Origin of the sequence: Clostridium saudiense (assembly GCF_000577815.1) — a bacterium.
Taxonomy (GTDB): domain Bacteria; phylum Bacillota; class Clostridia; order Clostridiales; family Clostridiaceae; genus Clostridium; species Clostridium saudiense.
Map to the genome: position 1 here is coordinate 41,741 of NZ_CBYM010000007.1, position 16,823 is coordinate 58,563.

General features: G+C 29.1%; 15 protein-coding genes. 1 reads left to right on the forward strand and 14 read right to left on the reverse strand.

Going from position 1 to position 16,823, the window contains the following annotated elements:
* Nucleotides 1–195: 195 nt before the first annotated feature.
* From rpoD to TY07_RS05310, 3 genes are all read right to left on the reverse strand, one after another.
* Entirely contained in the window at nucleotides 196–1,326 is a 1,131-nt protein-coding gene (gene rpoD, locus TY07_RS05300) for an RNA polymerase sigma factor RpoD (RefSeq protein ID WP_042396369.1), read from the reverse strand.
* Between the two features lie 8 nt (nucleotides 1,327–1,334).
* On the reverse strand, nucleotides 1,335–3,116 hold the full coding sequence (gene dnaG / locus TY07_RS05305) for a DNA primase (protein WP_042396371.1): 1,782 nt from the start codon (nucleotides 3,114–3,116) through the stop codon (nucleotides 1,335–1,337).
* Between the two features lie 224 nt (nucleotides 3,117–3,340).
* Complete coding sequence (locus TY07_RS05310) at nucleotides 3,341–4,369, reverse strand: deoxyguanosinetriphosphate triphosphohydrolase (RefSeq protein WP_042396373.1); 1,029 nt, start codon at nucleotides 4,367–4,369, stop codon at nucleotides 3,341–3,343.
* A 160-nt stretch (nucleotides 4,370–4,529) separates the two neighbouring features.
* Between TY07_RS05310 and TY07_RS05315 the strand changes: the two genes are divergently transcribed.
* The gene (locus TY07_RS05315) at nucleotides 4,530–5,582 is read left to right on the forward strand and encodes a CotS family spore coat protein (protein WP_042396375.1); all 1,053 of its coding nucleotides are present in this window, start codon (nucleotides 4,530–4,532) and stop codon (nucleotides 5,580–5,582) included.
* Between the two features lie 56 nt (nucleotides 5,583–5,638).
* Here the strand turns inward: TY07_RS05315 and ppdK are convergent, their stop codons facing one another.
* The 11 genes from ppdK to yqfC all read right to left on the reverse strand — a co-directional run bounded on the left by ppdK (nucleotide 5,639) and on the right by yqfC (nucleotide 16,787).
* A complete protein-coding gene (gene ppdK / locus TY07_RS05320; RefSeq protein ID WP_042396377.1) occupies nucleotides 5,639–8,272 on the reverse strand; it encodes a pyruvate, phosphate dikinase in 2,634 nt (877 codons plus the stop codon).
* A gap of 69 nt (nucleotides 8,273–8,341) precedes the next feature.
* Nucleotides 8,342–8,980, reverse strand: a complete 639-nt coding sequence (gene ccpN, locus TY07_RS05325; protein ID WP_042396378.1) for a transcriptional regulator CcpN — start codon at nucleotides 8,978–8,980, stop codon at nucleotides 8,342–8,344.
* Between the two features lie 187 nt (nucleotides 8,981–9,167).
* Nucleotides 9,168–9,779 carry a DUF4342 domain-containing protein gene (locus tag TY07_RS05330; protein WP_042396380.1) on the reverse strand — a complete coding sequence of 204 codons (612 nt, stop codon included), beginning with the start codon at nucleotides 9,777–9,779 and terminating at the stop codon, nucleotides 9,168–9,170.
* 7 nt (nucleotides 9,780–9,786) lie between these two features.
* Entirely contained in the window at nucleotides 9,787–10,536 is a 750-nt protein-coding gene (gene recO, locus TY07_RS05335; protein WP_042396381.1) for a DNA repair protein RecO, read from the reverse strand.
* Nucleotides 10,537–10,543: 7 nt separating this feature from the next.
* Nucleotides 10,544–11,434, reverse strand: coding sequence for a GTPase Era (gene era, locus TY07_RS05340; protein ID WP_042396383.1), 891 nt, complete (start codon nucleotides 11,432–11,434; stop codon nucleotides 10,544–10,546).
* 9 nt (nucleotides 11,435–11,443) lie between these two features.
* Nucleotides 11,444–11,845, reverse strand: coding sequence for a cytidine deaminase (locus TY07_RS05345; RefSeq protein WP_042396384.1), 402 nt, complete (start codon nucleotides 11,843–11,845; stop codon nucleotides 11,444–11,446).
* A 78-nt stretch (nucleotides 11,846–11,923) separates the two neighbouring features.
* Entirely contained in the window at nucleotides 11,924–12,625 is a 702-nt protein-coding gene (locus TY07_RS05350; RefSeq protein ID WP_042396386.1) for a diacylglycerol kinase, read from the reverse strand.
* A 21-nt stretch (nucleotides 12,626–12,646) separates the two neighbouring features.
* A complete protein-coding gene (gene ybeY, locus TY07_RS05355) occupies nucleotides 12,647–13,147 on the reverse strand; it encodes an rRNA maturation RNase YbeY (protein ID WP_042396387.1) in 501 nt (166 codons plus the stop codon).
* A gap of 121 nt (nucleotides 13,148–13,268) precedes the next feature.
* Nucleotides 13,269–15,332: an HD family phosphohydrolase gene (locus tag TY07_RS05360; RefSeq protein WP_042396389.1), complete on the reverse strand. Its 2,064-nt coding sequence runs from the start codon at nucleotides 15,330–15,332 to the stop codon at nucleotides 13,269–13,271.
* Between the two features lie 29 nt (nucleotides 15,333–15,361).
* Entirely contained in the window at nucleotides 15,362–16,501 is a 1,140-nt protein-coding gene (gene yqfD / locus TY07_RS05365; RefSeq protein WP_042396390.1) for a sporulation protein YqfD, read from the reverse strand.
* A 7-nt stretch (nucleotides 16,502–16,508) separates the two neighbouring features.
* The gene (gene yqfC, locus TY07_RS05370; protein WP_042396392.1) at nucleotides 16,509–16,787 is read right to left on the reverse strand and encodes a sporulation protein YqfC; all 279 of its coding nucleotides are present in this window, start codon (nucleotides 16,785–16,787) and stop codon (nucleotides 16,509–16,511) included.
* Nucleotides 16,788–16,823 lie beyond the last annotated feature (36 nt).

Below are 16,823 nucleotides of genomic sequence, written 5' to 3' on the forward strand. Positions count from 1 at the left end.
TAATAACAGATAAGCCACTAGACTAGTTTCCTTGGGACATAACAAATTTCAATCTTCACATAGAGTTAACACTCTATGCTAAAGCTAAAAATTCAGTTTATCTTGACTTTATTAAGTTATGCTATTTTAAAAATTTTATTTAATTAAATTTACCTACTTAATGCAAAAATTAGCACCAACTCTGGTGCTAATTAACTAATCTAAGTAATCTTTTAACTTCTTACTTCTAGATGGATGTCTAAGCTTTCTTAATGCTTTTGCTTCTATTTGTCTAATTCTTTCTCTTGTAACATTAAACTCTTTACCAACTTCTTCAAGTGTTCTTGCTCTTCCATCATCTAATCCAAATCTTAATCTTAATACTTTTTCTTCTCTAGGAGTTAATGTATCTAAAACGTTAATTAATTGTTCTTTAAGCATAGTAAATGCGGCTGCTTCAGCTGGTGCAGGAGCATCATCATCAGGTATAAAGTCTCCTAAGTGAGAATCTTCTTCTTCACCAATAGGTGTTTCAAGTGAAACTGGCTCTTGAGCAATCTTTTGAATTTCTCTTACCTTCTCTACTGGAAGATCCATAACTTTAGAAATTTCCTCAGGGAAAGGATCTCTACCTAATTCTTGTAATAATTGTCTTTGAACTCTTATTAACTTGTTAATAGTTTCTACCATATGAACTGGTATTCTTATTGTTCTTGCTTGATCAGCTATGGCTCTAGTAATCGCTTGTCTTATCCACCATGTAGCATAAGTAGAAAATTTAAATCCCTTTCTAAAGTCAAACTTTTCTACCGCTTTAATTAATCCAAGGTTTCCTTCTTGAATTAAGTCTAAGAATAACATTCCTCTACCAACATATCTTTTAGCTATACTAACAACAAGTCTTAGATTGGCTTCAGCAAGCTTCTTTTTAGCATACTGACTTCCTTCTTCAATTTGCTTAGCAAGCTCCATTTCTTCTTCAGATGATAATAGTGGAACTTTACCTATTTCCTTTAAATACATTCTTACTGGGTCATCAATTGCAATACCCTCTGGTACTGATAAATCAATCTCCTCTTCAATAATGTCAACATCATTGGCTACACCTTGAACTTCGATTCCCATTGATTCAAGTACCTCATAAATTTTTTCAATTTGTTCTGGACTTAAATCTATATTTTCTACCTCATCTAATATTTCTTGATATGTTAGTACCCCATTCTTTTTACCTTTGTCAAGTAAATTCTTTACGATACTCATTCTATTATTTCTATCTTGACCATCCTTAGGCTTATTCTTATTTACTTTTGTTTTTTCTTCCACTAGCTGACTACCTCCTTTCGTTATATGACCAACTACACTCTCTTACTCTCTTTCAACTTTTTTGTAATACTTGCTAATTCAATGGCTAATTTAATTGATTCTTCAATTTTACCTTGATTCTCAAGTTCTTTTTGCTCTTTTCTCAGTTGATCGATTCTTTGCTTCAATTTATACGAATGTATTTCATTAATTAAATCATCAATTTGTACTTTTATATTATCAGCAAAGAATATATTCTCTTCTTTAATCTTAACTAATTCTCCAATACTTTTTGCATTGCTTAGTCTTGATTCTATAAATGATTCTATGTTATTTATATTTTCCCCTTTTCCCAATATAATAACAGTGAAAATTTCTTTATGTTCTAGCAAAATAAAGTCGTTTTCTGATATTCTTTCCTCTATATACTGTAAATACTCTTCATTTTCAAGCATCATTTTTAATAGTGTTCTTTCTGCTTTTAAAAATCCAGGTTCTACATATAATTTTGACCTATCTTCTTCCTTATTATTCCTAAAATCATTTTCTCTATTATCTTTCATTTTAATTTTAAGGATATCATACAACGCCTGCTCTTTTATGCCAGTATTTTCAGATGCCTTTTTAATATAAACATCTTTTTCTATAGGATCCAAATCTGAAATTATATCCATTATTCTCTTTGAATATAAAATTACGGATTGACTATTTTTAAAATCAATTCCTTCTTCAGCCTTCTTAATTCTATAGTCTATTAATGGCTCCGCATTATTTATTAATTTTAAAAATGCCTCTCTTCCATTACTTCTGACATATTCATCAGGGTCTTTTCCTTGAGGGATACTTAATACCCTAACATCAAAACCTGCAGTCCTTAAAATTTCAAGACCTCTTAATGTTGCCATCTGCCCTGCTAAATCAGCATCGTAAGAAATTACAACCTTATCTGCATATCTCTTTAGTAATCTTGCTTGATTAATTGTTAAAGCAGTTCCTAAAGATGCAACGACATTAGTTATACCATATTGATGCAATGATATTAAATCCATATATCCTTCTACGATAACAAAATACCTCTCGCTCATATTATGCTTTAAAGCAAAATTTAATCCATATAAATTAGTACCTTTTTGGAAAACTAAAGTTTCAGGTGAATTTAAATACTTAGGCTTTGAATCATCTAATACTCTTCCACCAAATCCAATTACCTTACCTTGATAATCAAACACCGGGAACATAACCCTATTTCTAAACCTATCATATTTTCTACCTTTTTCTTTATTAACAGAAATAAGACCTGCTTCTTCTAATAACCCATCATTAATGCCTTTTTTTCTTAAATAGAACATTAAACTATTCCAACTATCATTGGCATATCCTAAGCCAAACTTTTTAATTGTTTCTTCTTTAATTCCCCTATTTAAAAAGTATTCTTTTGCATTTTGGTTATTCATAAGATTTGAAAAGAAGAACTTTGCTGCCTCAACATTTACTTTATATAACAACTCTTTTTTTCTATTACTTTGGCTTTGTTCTCCATTTCCTAATTTCAAAGGAATATTCGCCCTATTAGCTAAATATTTAACAGCTTCAATAAAAGGTAAATTTTTATCTTTCATCACAAAGGAAATGACATTTCCAGCTTCTCCACATCCAAAACACTTATAAATTTGCTTTTCTTGAGATACTGAGAAAGAAGGTGTTTTTTCATTATGAAAAGGGCATAGTCCCGTGAAGTTTCTACCAGCCTTCTTTAGTCTAACCCTTTCAGAAATTACATCTACAATATCATTTTGTGATTTTATTTTTTCTAAAATCTCTTCAGAAATCTGCAAGGAGATCCCTCCTTACCTAATATTTTTTCCCACTCTATACATTTCGACATATTATTATAAATTCCTTCTAACTTTTTTAATTAAATTTATTTTATTATGTCATACTCATAGAATTTTTATTGTTATTCTACCCTAATATTATTAATTCTATCTCAATTCTTAAAATCCTTTTTCTTCTACAAAATTTATTGTTCCCAATTTTTTTGTATTATACAATTTTTTTACTAATAAATTACAAACTTTGGAACATATATTTTATTAAATGTTGAAATACAATAATCATCTGTCATTCCTGCTATATAATCTGCAACGCCTCTTTTTAATCCTTCTTCATTTGCAATTTCTTTATAAAGATTAGGCAATTCTTCACTATGTTTATAAAAATAATCTATTACATGTGTCAATATAAATTTTGCTTTACCACGCTCCTCCTTTAAAACATCGGCTAAATAAATATTTTTAAACATATATCTTCTTAATTCAATCATTGCTTCCTTAACTTCATCACTTTGCTTAATATCGTATTTACCATTTTTTAAATTTTCTGTTGTTTCATTTATCATATCATTAATAAGTACATGTATTCTCTCCGAATGATTTTTCCCTAATACTTTAATAATCTCCTTAGGTAATTGTTCTTCATGTAATAATCCTGCCCTAATTGAATCATCAATATCATGATTTAAATATGCAATCTTATCACTATACTTTACTATTCGACCTTCTAATGTTTTTGCTATATTTTCTTTTTGTCCTAATCCACTATGATTAAGTATACCATCTATAACTTCTTCAGTAAGATTTAATCCTTTTCCATCTTTCTCTAGCTTTTTTACCACTCTTACACTTTGTTCATTATGCCTAAATCCACCATCTAAAAATTCATTAAGTACCTCTTCACCATTATGGGCAAAAGCAACATGTCCTAAATCATGGCCTAATGCAATTGCTTCAATAAGCATTTCATTTAATCCTATACCTGCACCTATAGTTCTTCCTATTTGTGCAACTTCTAAAGTGTGAGTAAGTCTAGTTCTATAGTGATCCCCAAAAGTTCGTATGTATACTTGTGTCTTATGCTTCAATCTTCTAAAGGATTTACAATGTATAATTCTATCCCTATCCACCATAAAACAAGTTCTAATATTATCAGCTTCTTCTTTTATCTCTCTCCCCATACTTTTATTACTATGAATAGCTTCTGGAATTAATGTCAAGTCTTCGTTATTTTCTATTCTTTCTCTTATTTCCATATAACTCACCTCAAAATAATCTATTCTATATTTTTCTCATAAATCCTCTATTTTATAATAGGTATCACATTATTATATTTTATTCTCTCTCCTAGCTATGTATATTTATATATTTTCCATAATATTATTATAATAAGAAAATTTAATAAGGAGATTTATAATGAACAATGAAAATAACGTCATTGATATTGATAATATAAGGAAAAATATACTTCCTAAATTTTTTTTAGATAATGCTGATATTACTATGATTAAATTTAAAGATACTGACAAGCAAAGAGCGGTATTTAAAATAAGCTCAAATAATAAGAATTATTGTTTAAAAAAAGTATATTATGATGAAAGGAATTTACTATTTGTTTATTCAGCAATGGAATGGTTATATAGAAATAATATCAAGGTCCCTAAATTGCTACCTTCATATGATAAGTGCAGATATATTATTTATGAAGGTATGCTTTTTATTTTAACTCCTTGGGTTGAAGGTGAAAAATGCGATTTTGATTCACTAAGTGACTTAAATTTGTCTATTGAAACTCTTGCAAAATTACATAAATGTTCTAAAGACTTCAGCCCAATTGATGGTAGTGAAAAAAGAATTGGATTAGAAGATTATTATCTTTCTGTAAATAAACACTTTAATGAACTCCTAGAAAATGCAAATTTAGCTTTTTCATATAAAGATAAATTTTCTAAAATATATTTAAAAAACTTTGATAATAACTTAGCACTTGCAAAATTATCTCTTGAAATATCTTCATCAATAAACAATAATGATTTAAGTATATCCCTATGTCATGGTGATTATGTAAATAAAAATATATTAATAAATAAATCTAATAATGATGTTTGGATTATTGACTTTGATAAATGTAAAATAGATTATTCCGCTCATGATATTTCTTATTTTTTGAGAAGATTACTTAAGCGTAACACAACTAACTGGAATTCCGCTTTAACTGTTAATATTCTTAATACTTATAGAAAGTATAATAATTTGAGCAAATCAGATTTAAAGTATATTTTAGCTTATTTAGCATTTCCTCAAAAATACTGGAAAATTTCTAGAGATTACTATAAAAACATTGATAAGTGTAATAAAAATTCATTTATTTCTTTATTGACCAAAGGGTTAAATCATTCAGAAGCGCAACTTGATTATATTAATAATATGATTGACATATATAAACGTTACTATGATATAAAATTTTAAGAATAAAAATAAAGGAGTGTTTTCACACTCCTTTATTTTTATTCTTATTTTAATTTTTAATTTCTTGGATTCTTAACTTGTGCTTGTGCAGCTGCAAGTCTTGCAACAGGCACTCTAAATGGTGAACAAGATACATAATTTAATCCAATATCATGACAGAATTCAACTGATGATGGATCTCCTCCATGTTCTCCACAAATACCTAATTTGATATTTGGTCTTGAAGCTCTACCTTTTTCAGCTGCAATCTTAACTAATTGCCCAACGCCTTTTTGATCAAGCTTAGCAAATGGATCTTGTTCATATATTTTTCTTTCATAATAATCTGATAAGAATTTAGCAGCATCATCTCTTGAGAAACCAAATGTCATTTGTGTTAAATCATTTGTTCCAAATGAGAAGAATTCAGCTTCCTTAGCTATTTCATCCGCAGTTATAGCAGCTCTTGGAATTTCAATCATTGTACCAACATGGTATTCTAATTTAACTCCCTTTTCTTTCATAACTTCCTCTGCTGTTCTAACAACTATATCCTTAACAAACTTTAATTCTTTTACTTCACCAACTAAAGGAATCATTATTTCTGGAACTATATCATATCCCTTATTGTTCTTAACTTCTATTGCAGCTTCAATAACTGCTCTAGTTTGCATTTCAGCAATTTCTGGATAAGAAACAGCTAATCTACAACCTCTATGACCCATCATAGGATTAAATTCATGTAAACTTTCTACTGTTCCCTTAAGTTCATCAAATGTTAATCCCATTGTTTTTGCAAGATCTGCAATTTCTTCATCAGTATGAGGTAAGAATTCATGTAGTGGTGGATCTAAAAATCTAATTGTAGCTGGCATTCCCTTTAATGCTTCATACATTCCAATAAAGTCTTTCTTTTGCATTGGAAGTAATTTAGCAAGTGCAGCTCTTCTTTCCTCTTCATTCTTAGCTACTATCATTTCTCTCATAGACATAATTCTATCTTCTTCAAAGAACATATGCTCTGTTCTACAAAGTCCTATACCTTCTGCTCCAAATTCAACGGCTTGCTTTGTATCTCTTGGGTTATCTGCATTAGTTCTAACTTTAAGCTTTCTAATATCATCTGCCCATCCCATAAATGTTGCAAAGTGCCCTGAAATTTCTGGAGTAACTGTTTTTATAGCTCCACCAAATACATTTCCTGTAGATCCATCTATTGAAATATAATCTTCATCAGTATAAACTTTTCCGTTAGCTTCTAAAGTTCTAGCTTCTTCATTAACTTTTAAGTCTCCACAACCTGCAACACAGCAAGTACCCATACCTCTTGCAACAACTGCTGCATGAGATGTCATACCACCTCTTACAGTTAAAATACCTTCAGCTGCAATCATACCTTCAATATCTTCTGGTGAAGTTTCAAGTCTTACTAATACTACTTTTTCTCCTTTTTCAGCTCTTTCCTTAGCTTCTTCTGCAGTAAATGCAATTTTACCGCAAGCTGCTCCTGGTGATGCTGGAAGGCCCTTAGCTATAGCATTTGCATTTTTCAATTCATTAGCATCAAAAGCTGGATGTAATAAAGAGTCTAATTGCTTAGGTTCAACTTTAAGTATTGCTTCCTCTTTAGTTAACATACCTTCTTCAACTAAATCAACTGCAATCTTTAATGCAGCTTGAGCTGTTCTCTTACCATTTCTTGTTTGTAAAAAGTATAATTTACCTTCTTCAATAGTAAATTCCATATCTTGCATATCTCTATAATGATTTTCAAGAGTATGAACTATATCCATGAATTGTTTATATATAGCTGGATTTTGTTCTTCTAATTTAGATATTGGAAGTGGTGTTCTAATACCTGCAACAACGTCTTCACCTTGTGCATTCATTAAATATTCACCATAAATTTCTTTTTCACCTGTTGCAGCATTTCTTGAGAATGCAACACCAGTACCTGAAGTTTCTCCCTTGTTACCAAAAACCATTTGTTGAACATTAACAGCAGTTCCCCATTCACCTGGAATATCATTTAATCTTCTATAAACGATGGCTCTTGGATTATCCCATGATCTAAATACAGCCGTAATAGCTTCTGTTAATTGATCTATTGGGTTTTGTGGGAAGTCTTCACCCTTTTCTTTCTTGTATAATTCCTTATACTTTACAACTAATTCTTTTAAATCATTTTCATCTAATTCAGTGTCATATTTAACACCTTTTGCTTCTTTAGCTTCATCTATTAAATTTTCAAATAGTCTCTTTTCTATTCCCATAACAACATCAGAGAACATTTGAATAAATCTTCTATATGAATCATAAGCAAATCTTGGATTATTTGTTGACTTTGCAACAGCTTCTACAGCAACGTCATTTAATCCTAAATTTAATATTGTATCCATCATACCTGGCATTGATACCCTTGCACCAGATCTTACAGAAACTAATAATGGATTAGTGTTGCTTCCAAATTCTTTTCCTGTTATTCTTTCTAGTTCTTTGATGTTTGCATGGATCTCTTCTACAATTGAATCTGTAATTTGTTTTCCATCCTCGTAATACTTGTTACAAGCTTCAGTTGTAACTATAAATCCTTGAGGAACTGGAATCCCTATTCTAGTCATTTCTGCTAAATTTGCCCCTTTACCTCCAAGAAGGTTTCTCATTGACCCGTCACCTTCACTGAAAAGATAAACATACTTTTTATTCTCCATCTCAATACTCCTCCGTTCATACAATAAATATATACTAACAAGATTATAATCTTGTAGTTACCCTTTAATTTACTTTGCCTCTCCTAGATTAACAAATAACTTAGTTATGTTAGTCTTAGAAATTTTACCCACTATTTTTAAATTAAACTTTCCATCGTCTGAATCGCAAGATTTCTCTACTATCGGTATACTATCAATTTCATGTTCTATTATTTTCTTTGCTAAAGAATAAGCACTATCATCTGGTGAACCATAAATTATATTAGGCATTCTAGTCATGATTACTCCAACTGGGACCTTATGTATATCAGTTCCCCCTATCGCAATCTTTAAGAAATCCTTTCTAGAAGCTGCACCAACCAAATTACCATTACTCTCAACAAATAGTGTTCCTACATCATGTAAAAATAAATGAACAATTGCATCATAAACCGTCGTAGCATCGTTAACGGTTACAGGCTTTGACATAATGTCTCCCACCCTTATTTTGGATATATTTTCTAATATGTCCCCGTCAACCTTTTTACCTAAATAAACATAACCTACTTTTGGTCTAGCATCTAAAGTACCAGTCATTGTAAGTATCGCTAAATCAGCTCTTAAAGCTGCTCTTGTTACGCCTAGCTTTTCAGCTATCGCTTCACTTGTAACCGGCTCACCGGCTTTAACTATTTTAATTATTTCCTCTTGTCTGTTTGTAAACTTCAATGCTACCCCTCTTTTCGACTATTAAAGGAATATTCAGACAATTAAGAATTTTTTCTATTTACAGTATAATTATAACATTTTATAATCTTTTTACTATACCTAATTTTAAGAAAATTCTTTCATTTCGTTTGAATATTCCCATTCTTTTCTAATTATCTATATTATATCTTTGTTTTTCTTCGATTTGCTATTTTTTATCATCTTCATCATCAAAATTTACGGTATAAGTAAATGTGTTACTATCATCCTCTTCTTTGGCATTACCTTTTCCATGCATTTTAATACTATCGATATTAACATCTTGCACTTTTTCTTTTACCTTATCTGCAAAATCACTTGCTTTATCTTTTGCCTCATTTACAGCTGCAGAAATATATTTGTTAACTACTTCAACACTTCCATCAGCTTTAGTTATTTCTATAGTTACTTGTGTAACTACGGCTGCAACAACTACAAATGCTAGTATAGGTGGAATAACAATAGCAATAACTCCTGCTGCTATTCCTGCATTTACTGGTACATCAACTAACTTTTTCCCATCCTTACTTACTTTAATTCTAGTAACATTCCCTTTGTTTATTAAATCTTTTAACCAAACCTTTAATTCATCTATAGTTTCAGTTTTCTTGTTATATTCCATATTTTCATTATTATTTGCATTATTTTTAGATTTTTCTTCTAAAAATATTATTGCATCTAAAACACTTCCATTAGATATTTCTAATGCTTCCTTTGCTTCACTATAGCTAACTCCAGTTCTTTCCTTTACTTTATCAACTTTTTCCAATGTAATATCCATACTCTCTCTACTCCTTTATATATTTTAACATTTCTAAACTTTTAGGCTTTCTTGAGTAATTTGAATTAATTATAAACGTTGTTACTTTTTCAATTTGTTGCTTAACCTCTTTTGTAACATTTAGTCTATATATCTTATCCATTGGTGTATTACTTAAAAATCTAAGAGCATTATATCCCGCCCTTGATATATATATTCCATGTTCTTTATTACATGTATCACAAACTCCACCAAAATATGACAAAGAAATATAATCACTTGTATTAATTGCTTTTTTACATATAGAACACTTATCAAATTGCAAACCGTATCCAGTAGCATTAAGCAATCTTAGTTCAAAAGCTCTTATTAATAATTCATACTCCATAGCATCTGTATTTAATAAATATATGCATGTGATGAAATCTCTAAATAAGTTTTTATTTACTTCTCCTTCTTGTACACAAATATCTATTAATTCACAAATATATGATGAATATGTTAATTTATCTAAATTATCTAACAATCCTTGAAATGAATTTATAATTCTTCCTTCTTGTAAATTATATAAATTTCTTCCCTTGAAAAATATATAATCTGCAAAACATAATGGTAATGTAAGTGCTAAGTTTTTACTTTTACTTTTCTTAGCACCTCTTGCTATGAATGTTATTTTCCCTAACTCTTCACAATATGCCCAAATTAGCTTATCATTTTCTTTATAATCTATCGATTTAATTATTACACCTTTAGTTTTTGTAATAGACAGAATAATCAACTCCTATCTACTTATTTTTTTTATATCCTAATTCTCTAAGTAGAAGTCCGTTATCTCTCCATTCCTTTCTTACCTTAACCCAAATCTTTAAATTAATTTTAGCACGAAGGAATCTTTCTATTTCATATCTTGAAGTTTCACCTATCTTCTTTAAACTTGCTCCGTTTTTACCTATTATTATTCCTTTATGTGAATCTTTTTCACAAATCAAGTCTACCTCAATATGATATGTACCTTTCTCGTTTTGTTTCATTTGAATAACATCAACAGCTATTCCATGAGGTACCTCATCTCTTAAGTTCTTTAAAGCTTTTTCTCTTACAATTTCAGCTACAATAAATCTTTCTTGAACATCAGTAATCATATCTTCTGGATAGTATTGTGGTCCTTCTGGCATTTTATCAACCATTAATTTTACTAATGAATCAACATTTTTCCCCTTTAGTGCTGATATTGGTATTAATTCTTCAAAATTATATTCCTTAGAAAACATTTCTAAAGTTTTTGCAACCTTATCATGTGAATTTTCATCAACCTTATTTACAACTAAGAAAACTGGTGCCTTTTGAGCTTTTAAAGCTTCTAATATAAACTTATCTCCTCTACCAATTTCTTCACATGGATTAACTAAAAACAATACTAAATCTACTTCTTTTATTGAATCTTTAGCTGAATTCACCATATATTCACCTAATTTATGTTTAGGCTTATGTATACCTGGAGTATCTACGAAAACTAACTGATAATCATCCCCAGTTAATATAGTTTGAATATTATTTCTTGTTGTTTGAGGTTTATTAGATACTATTGATAATTTTTCCCCCATTATTTCATTTAATAATGTAGATTTTCCTACATTTGGTCTTCCTACTATTGTTACAAATCCTGATTTAAACATTTTATCCTCCTAGCCTTTTAAGTCCTTCTTCGAAAAAACACCTGGAAGTATTTCTTCAAAAGTTTTCACTATATAGTCATTTTCATTCTTTATAATTATTACTGGTATCTTTTCATCTTTAGCAAATTCAGCAATGACCTGTCTGCATATTCCACACGGATAAGTATATGCTTTTATATCACCAACTACTGCTATAGCCTGAATTTCTCTATTCCCTTCATGAACACCTTTAAAAATAGCTGTTCTTTCAGCACAATTTGTTCCACCAAAAGAAGCATTTTCAATATTACTTCCATCATATATTTTTCCATCCTCAAAAAGTACAGCAGCACCTACCTTAAAATTTGAATATGGACAATAAGCTTTTTCCCTTGCTTCTAATGCACTTAAAATTAATTCTCTATATTCCATTCTTATTCCTCCATTTAAATAGTATATCATATATATTAATTTTAATATCTCATAAAAACTAAATATTTATAACTAACTTTATAATTTAAATATAGTAAATATTAATAATGTTAATAAAATTCCTAACACACCACCAACAATTACTTCAAAAACAGTATGAACTTCTGAATCAACCCTACTTTGAGCTGTAATAAATGCCATTAAATAAGCTAATATAATACAAATAGGTTTTTCAGTTATAAGCGAAATAGCTGTTGATATTGAAAATGCCAATGCACTATGCCCACTTGGCATTCCTCCTTTAAGGGGTGTACCTTCACCAAATATAGCCTTAATTATTAATACTGCTAATATAACTATTACTAACGCAATAAAAATCATATATGGCTCTGAATGTTTAATCTTATATACTACCTCATAAGAAAAATTCGATAATTTATCCCAAAACACAATATATCCTACTAACAATGCATTTATTGCTGTTACCAATACAGCTCCTGCCGCAGTGTTTTTAGCCACCTTTGCTAATGGGTGATAATAATTAGTATTTAAATCTACAGCAGCTTCTACTGCTGTATTTACAAGTTCAGCACTAATTACCATTGTAATTGTAATTGCTAATGCTAAAAATTCTGCCTTAGAAATATCAAAGAAAAAACATGCTATAAGTACTCCTATTGAAGCTACAATATGTATTTTCATATTCCTTTGTGTTCTAACAGCATCAATTACCCCATTAATTGCATGATTAAAGCTCTCTAACAACTTTTTCATCTCCATAAATTCACCCTCTTACCATATCTATCTCTTTATATTTAATTTACCTAATATCTCTTCTTCCCTAGTTCTCATTTTAGCTTTATCTTCATCATTCATGTGATCATATCCTAATAAATGAAGTATTGAATGTACTACTAAATAACAAACCTCTCTCTCAAAAGAATGATTATATTCTATACTTTGTTCTTTAGCTCTTTCTAATGATAAAACCATATCACCTAGTACTAATTCTTCTCCATCTAAATATATTTCATTAAATTTTTTATTTTTATAAACATTTTTAAATACCATATTTTCAGGATAATCTAGCATAGGAAAAGATAATACATCCGTTACTTTATCTATCCCTCTCGTTTCATTATTTATTTCTCTTATTTCATTATTATCTACAAACAAAAGTGAAATTTGATATGGGATTGTAACTTCTTCATCTTTTAATGCCACATCACACACTTCATTAATAATATTAATTAAGTCATCTGTTACCTCAATTGAATTTTGTCTATTATCAGTATATAACATACTTTCTCCCTTCCTTATACTTATCATATAATATGTGTACTATTATTGCTTGCGTTTATTCATTATACGTCTTTTATTTGAACTTCGCAACTTATATAAAAAGGGAGGTTTCCCTCCCTTTTTACTCTTTCCCCTTTTCAGTTGGATATTCTATCCTATGATGATAAATACCTTTTAAAACTCTTAAGAAACAAGCTTTAATAACTTCTAGTTCTCTAAATGTTAAATCACACTCATTTAATTGATTAGAGTTCATTTTATCCTTAACAATATTATTTACCATATCTTCAATTTTCTCTAATGTTGGTTCTTGAATTGATCTTACAGCAGCTTCAACACTGTCTGCCATCATAATAATTGCAGCTTCTTTACTTTGAGGTTTTGGTCCTGGATATCTAAAATCTTCCTCTCTTATCTCATCTGGATTCTCACTACTATTTTTTAAAGTATAATAAAAATACTTTACTAATGTAGTTCCATGGTGCTGAACAATCATATCACTTACTACCTTAGGAATATCATATTCCTTAGCTAACTCTAAACCATCCTTAACATGTGAAATTATTATTGTAGTACTTAATGTTGGTGAAATTTTATCATGAGGATTTGTACCTCCTAATTGATTTTCTCCAAAGAAAAATGGCCTTTTGATTTTTCCTACATCATGATAATAGGCTCCTACCCTAACTAACATAGGATTAGCTCCTACCTCTTCCGCTGCAACTTCAGCCAAATTAGCTACCATTACACTATGATGATATGTTCCTGGTGCTTCCATTAATAATCTCTTTAATAATGGATTATTAGGATTAGACAATTCTAATAACTTCATATTAGTAACTAAACTAAAGCTTGATTCTAAAAATGGTAATAACCCCATTGCTAGAATTCCTGAAATAAATGCTCCAAATACAGCTAATATCACATCCAATAATATTTGTTTTATATTATTAGATAAAAGTATTCCACTAGATAAAATTACAACAGCAACAGCAGCTGCTACATAAACAGTTGAATATAGTATATCATTTCTTTGACTAACTTTCTTCAATGTAGTTGACGATACTATAGTTGATACAATCCCAATCAAAATCACCTGTGGATCAAATCCAACAATAACTGCTACAAACAATAAATTTAAAGAATTTATTACAATAGAAATCTTTGAATCTAAAAATACAGTCATAAGTATAGGAGCACAAGCTATTGGTATTATAAATAATGATACAAACGTAAATACTCTTGCCGAAATTACTGATAATAAATTTAATAATAAAATTAAAAATACTAATTTTGTATCTATTAAGATTTCTTTCTTTTCTTTTTTTAGATACATATACTGCATTCCTAATACAAATAAAACAAAAAAGGCTAATATTATATAAGTATAAATATAATCTTTACTTAAATCCTCTCCTACAAGGCCTAGTTCTGCCAAAATATTTATTTGTTGCTGAGTAATCGGCTCTCCTTCTTTAACAATAGTTTGATTCTTTTTAATCATCACCTTAGAAACACTTTTTAATGCTTCTTTTACAGCTTCGTCAGTTTTAGACTGATCAAAAAAATAATTAGCTTTAATTTGACTTTCACACATTTCTCTTAAAATAACTTCAATATTTGACTCTAACTCTTGACTCGATAAATAATCATCAACAATTGTTTTTGCTTCTGCTATATCCTCGCTATTATCTTCTTCTATTTGCTTTTCATAACCCTTATCTATAGCAGTTAATGCTATCCATTGTAATTCTGTGTCCTTATCTACATTTAAATCTAGCAAAGTTTTATACTCTGCATCTGAAAGCTTAAATGCATCTATTTTTTTCAACTCACTTATCTTACTTTTTTCGTCTATATCATTACTCTTCAAATTAATTAACTTATCAAAAAAGCTTTTTATATTCTCACTTGCTTCTATTTTAATTTCATTTTTAAGTGTAAATTTTTTTTCTACCTTTGCCGTAACCTCTTGTTCCTTAGCTTTAGTAGCTTCTTCATCAATTATATCTCGTGGTGCTTTAATATCTACTGTTGCAATATCACCTTCATTTAATTTATATCTCTTTGGTGTGACAACGGTCAACATTATAAAATAAATGAAAATAGCTGTAATAGTAAATAAAAATATTCTTTTCCACTTATCCATATGCGCCTTTTTTAAAACATCACTTTTATCTTTCATTTAGTTCACCTTCTCATCTTCCCCTAATTTTAATAGCCTACGGTTTCTTCACTAACTATGTTTTGCTCTACAACAAATACTACCTTTACTAATAAATTCTCTTCATCCTGCATTTCATTATCTATTAATTTATCAACTATCTTTGCATCTCTATTTAAATCATTTAACAATGAGTTTTCTAATTCTTTAACCGAATTTTCAATTGCCTCATCTTGAGATAAATTAATTTCTTTCTCTACTCTCTCATAATATAACACCTTATTAAATATTTTTCCACTCTTTTCTATTTTATCATATTGTTCAAAATCTTTTATAGCCTTTTTCAAGTATATTTTCTTACCAAAAATAGATATATAAATATCACTATCTTTTCTTCCACTTCTTTCTAAAGAAGTACCACTAACTTTTACATTTATAGATTTTTCATAAAACGTATTTGCAATCACTATTCCTCTTGGCGGCAAAATATATTCCCCACCTTCAGCCCCATCAATACCTTCAATTATAACATCACCTGCTTTTACTAATTGACCTGCTTTCACAGCACTTCTTCCAGCAAATGTATATACTCTCTTTATTTCTCCTTCTCTAGTGGCTACAAGATTCCCATATTCATAATTTTCAGCTTGTGGAGGATTAATCTTTTCCTCAACTGTAACTTTTAATGTAGAACCTTCAATCCTTACTCTAAGCCACAATATTTCATTGCTCATATTTTCTAATTTCTTTTCTATCTCTTTTACATCAATAGAATCTTTAGATATCCCAGGCTTTATTCCTATTTCACTTAATTCTTTTCTAATTTCAAATGGAGGAATATTTTTTTGAACTTCTACTTCTATAGACCATATGTAAGTAGATAAATAAAATATTATTCCTAAAAAAAGTACAGATCCAATTGCTAATGACATTCTTTTTTTGATACCACCTAAAAAAAATACAAACCCATTACTTTTTATAATATTTATTCTGCCACCTAAATTTACAACAATCTCCCTAACTTTAGCATAATCCAAATAATCTATTTCTAATACTAGTGTTGCTGCATCTTTTCTTTTTATTTTATATACTCTTATATTTTTACTCCAAAATACATTTAATAATCTTTCGGTATTTACGATTTTAATTTCAACTAATATTTTTCCCTTTTTTATCTTATCAAAAGCCATTTATCATTCACCTCACATATTCAATTGAATCAAAATAACCTTTAATAGTTATTGTAGCTGATGCTATATACAATATTTCAAAACTATTGCCCTTTATTTCTATAGGTGACATATTAGTATTAATCTTTATCCTATCTTTTTCAAATACCATTATTCCTTTGTGATTTTCTATAGTTATTTCATTTCTTCCTATAACAATAATCTTTGGTACATCTAAAATCACATCTTTAGGAAGATCTAGTTTTTCTACTAACATCTCTTTTCCTCTATTAAACTTCTTTTCCATAACTTCTCCCCTTTTTCAAATACTCTCTCATTGTAC

Bases quoted from the DNA above. Each gene is read 5' to 3' on its own strand.
- TY07_RS05350 (WP_042396386.1), bottom strand. From the start codon at position 12,625: ATGGAGATGAAAAAGTTGTTAGAGAGCTTTAATCATGCAATTAATGGG.
- yqfD (WP_042396390.1), bottom strand. From the start codon at position 16,501: ATGGCTTTTGATAAGATAAAAAAGGGAAAAATATTAGTTGAAATTAAA.
- ppdK (WP_042396377.1), bottom strand. From the start codon at position 8,272: ATGGAGAATAAAAAGTATGTTTATCTTTTCAGTGAAGGTGACGGGTCA.
- TY07_RS05315 (WP_042396375.1), top strand. From the start codon at position 4,530: ATGAACAATGAAAATAACGTCATTGATATTGATAATATAAGGAAAAAT.
- yqfC (WP_042396392.1), bottom strand. From the start codon at position 16,787: ATGGAAAAGAAGTTTAATAGAGGAAAAGAGATGTTAGTAGAAAAACTA.
- TY07_RS05360 (WP_042396389.1), bottom strand. From the start codon at position 15,332: ATGAAAGATAAAAGTGATGTTTTAAAAAAGGCGCATATGGATAAGTGG.
- TY07_RS05345 (WP_042396384.1), bottom strand. From the start codon at position 11,845: ATGGAATATAGAGAATTAATTTTAAGTGCATTAGAAGCAAGGGAAAAA.
- ybeY (WP_042396387.1), bottom strand. From the start codon at position 13,147: ATGTTATATACTGATAATAGACAAAATTCAATTGAGGTAACAGATGAC.
- TY07_RS05310 (WP_042396373.1), bottom strand. From the start codon at position 4,369: ATGGAAATAAGAGAAAGAATAGAAAATAACGAAGACTTGACATTAATT.
- era (WP_042396383.1), bottom strand. From the start codon at position 11,434: ATGTTTAAATCAGGATTTGTAACAATAGTAGGAAGACCAAATGTAGGA.
- TY07_RS05330 (WP_042396380.1), bottom strand. From the start codon at position 9,779: ATGGATATTACATTGGAAAAAGTTGATAAAGTAAAGGAAAGAACTGGA.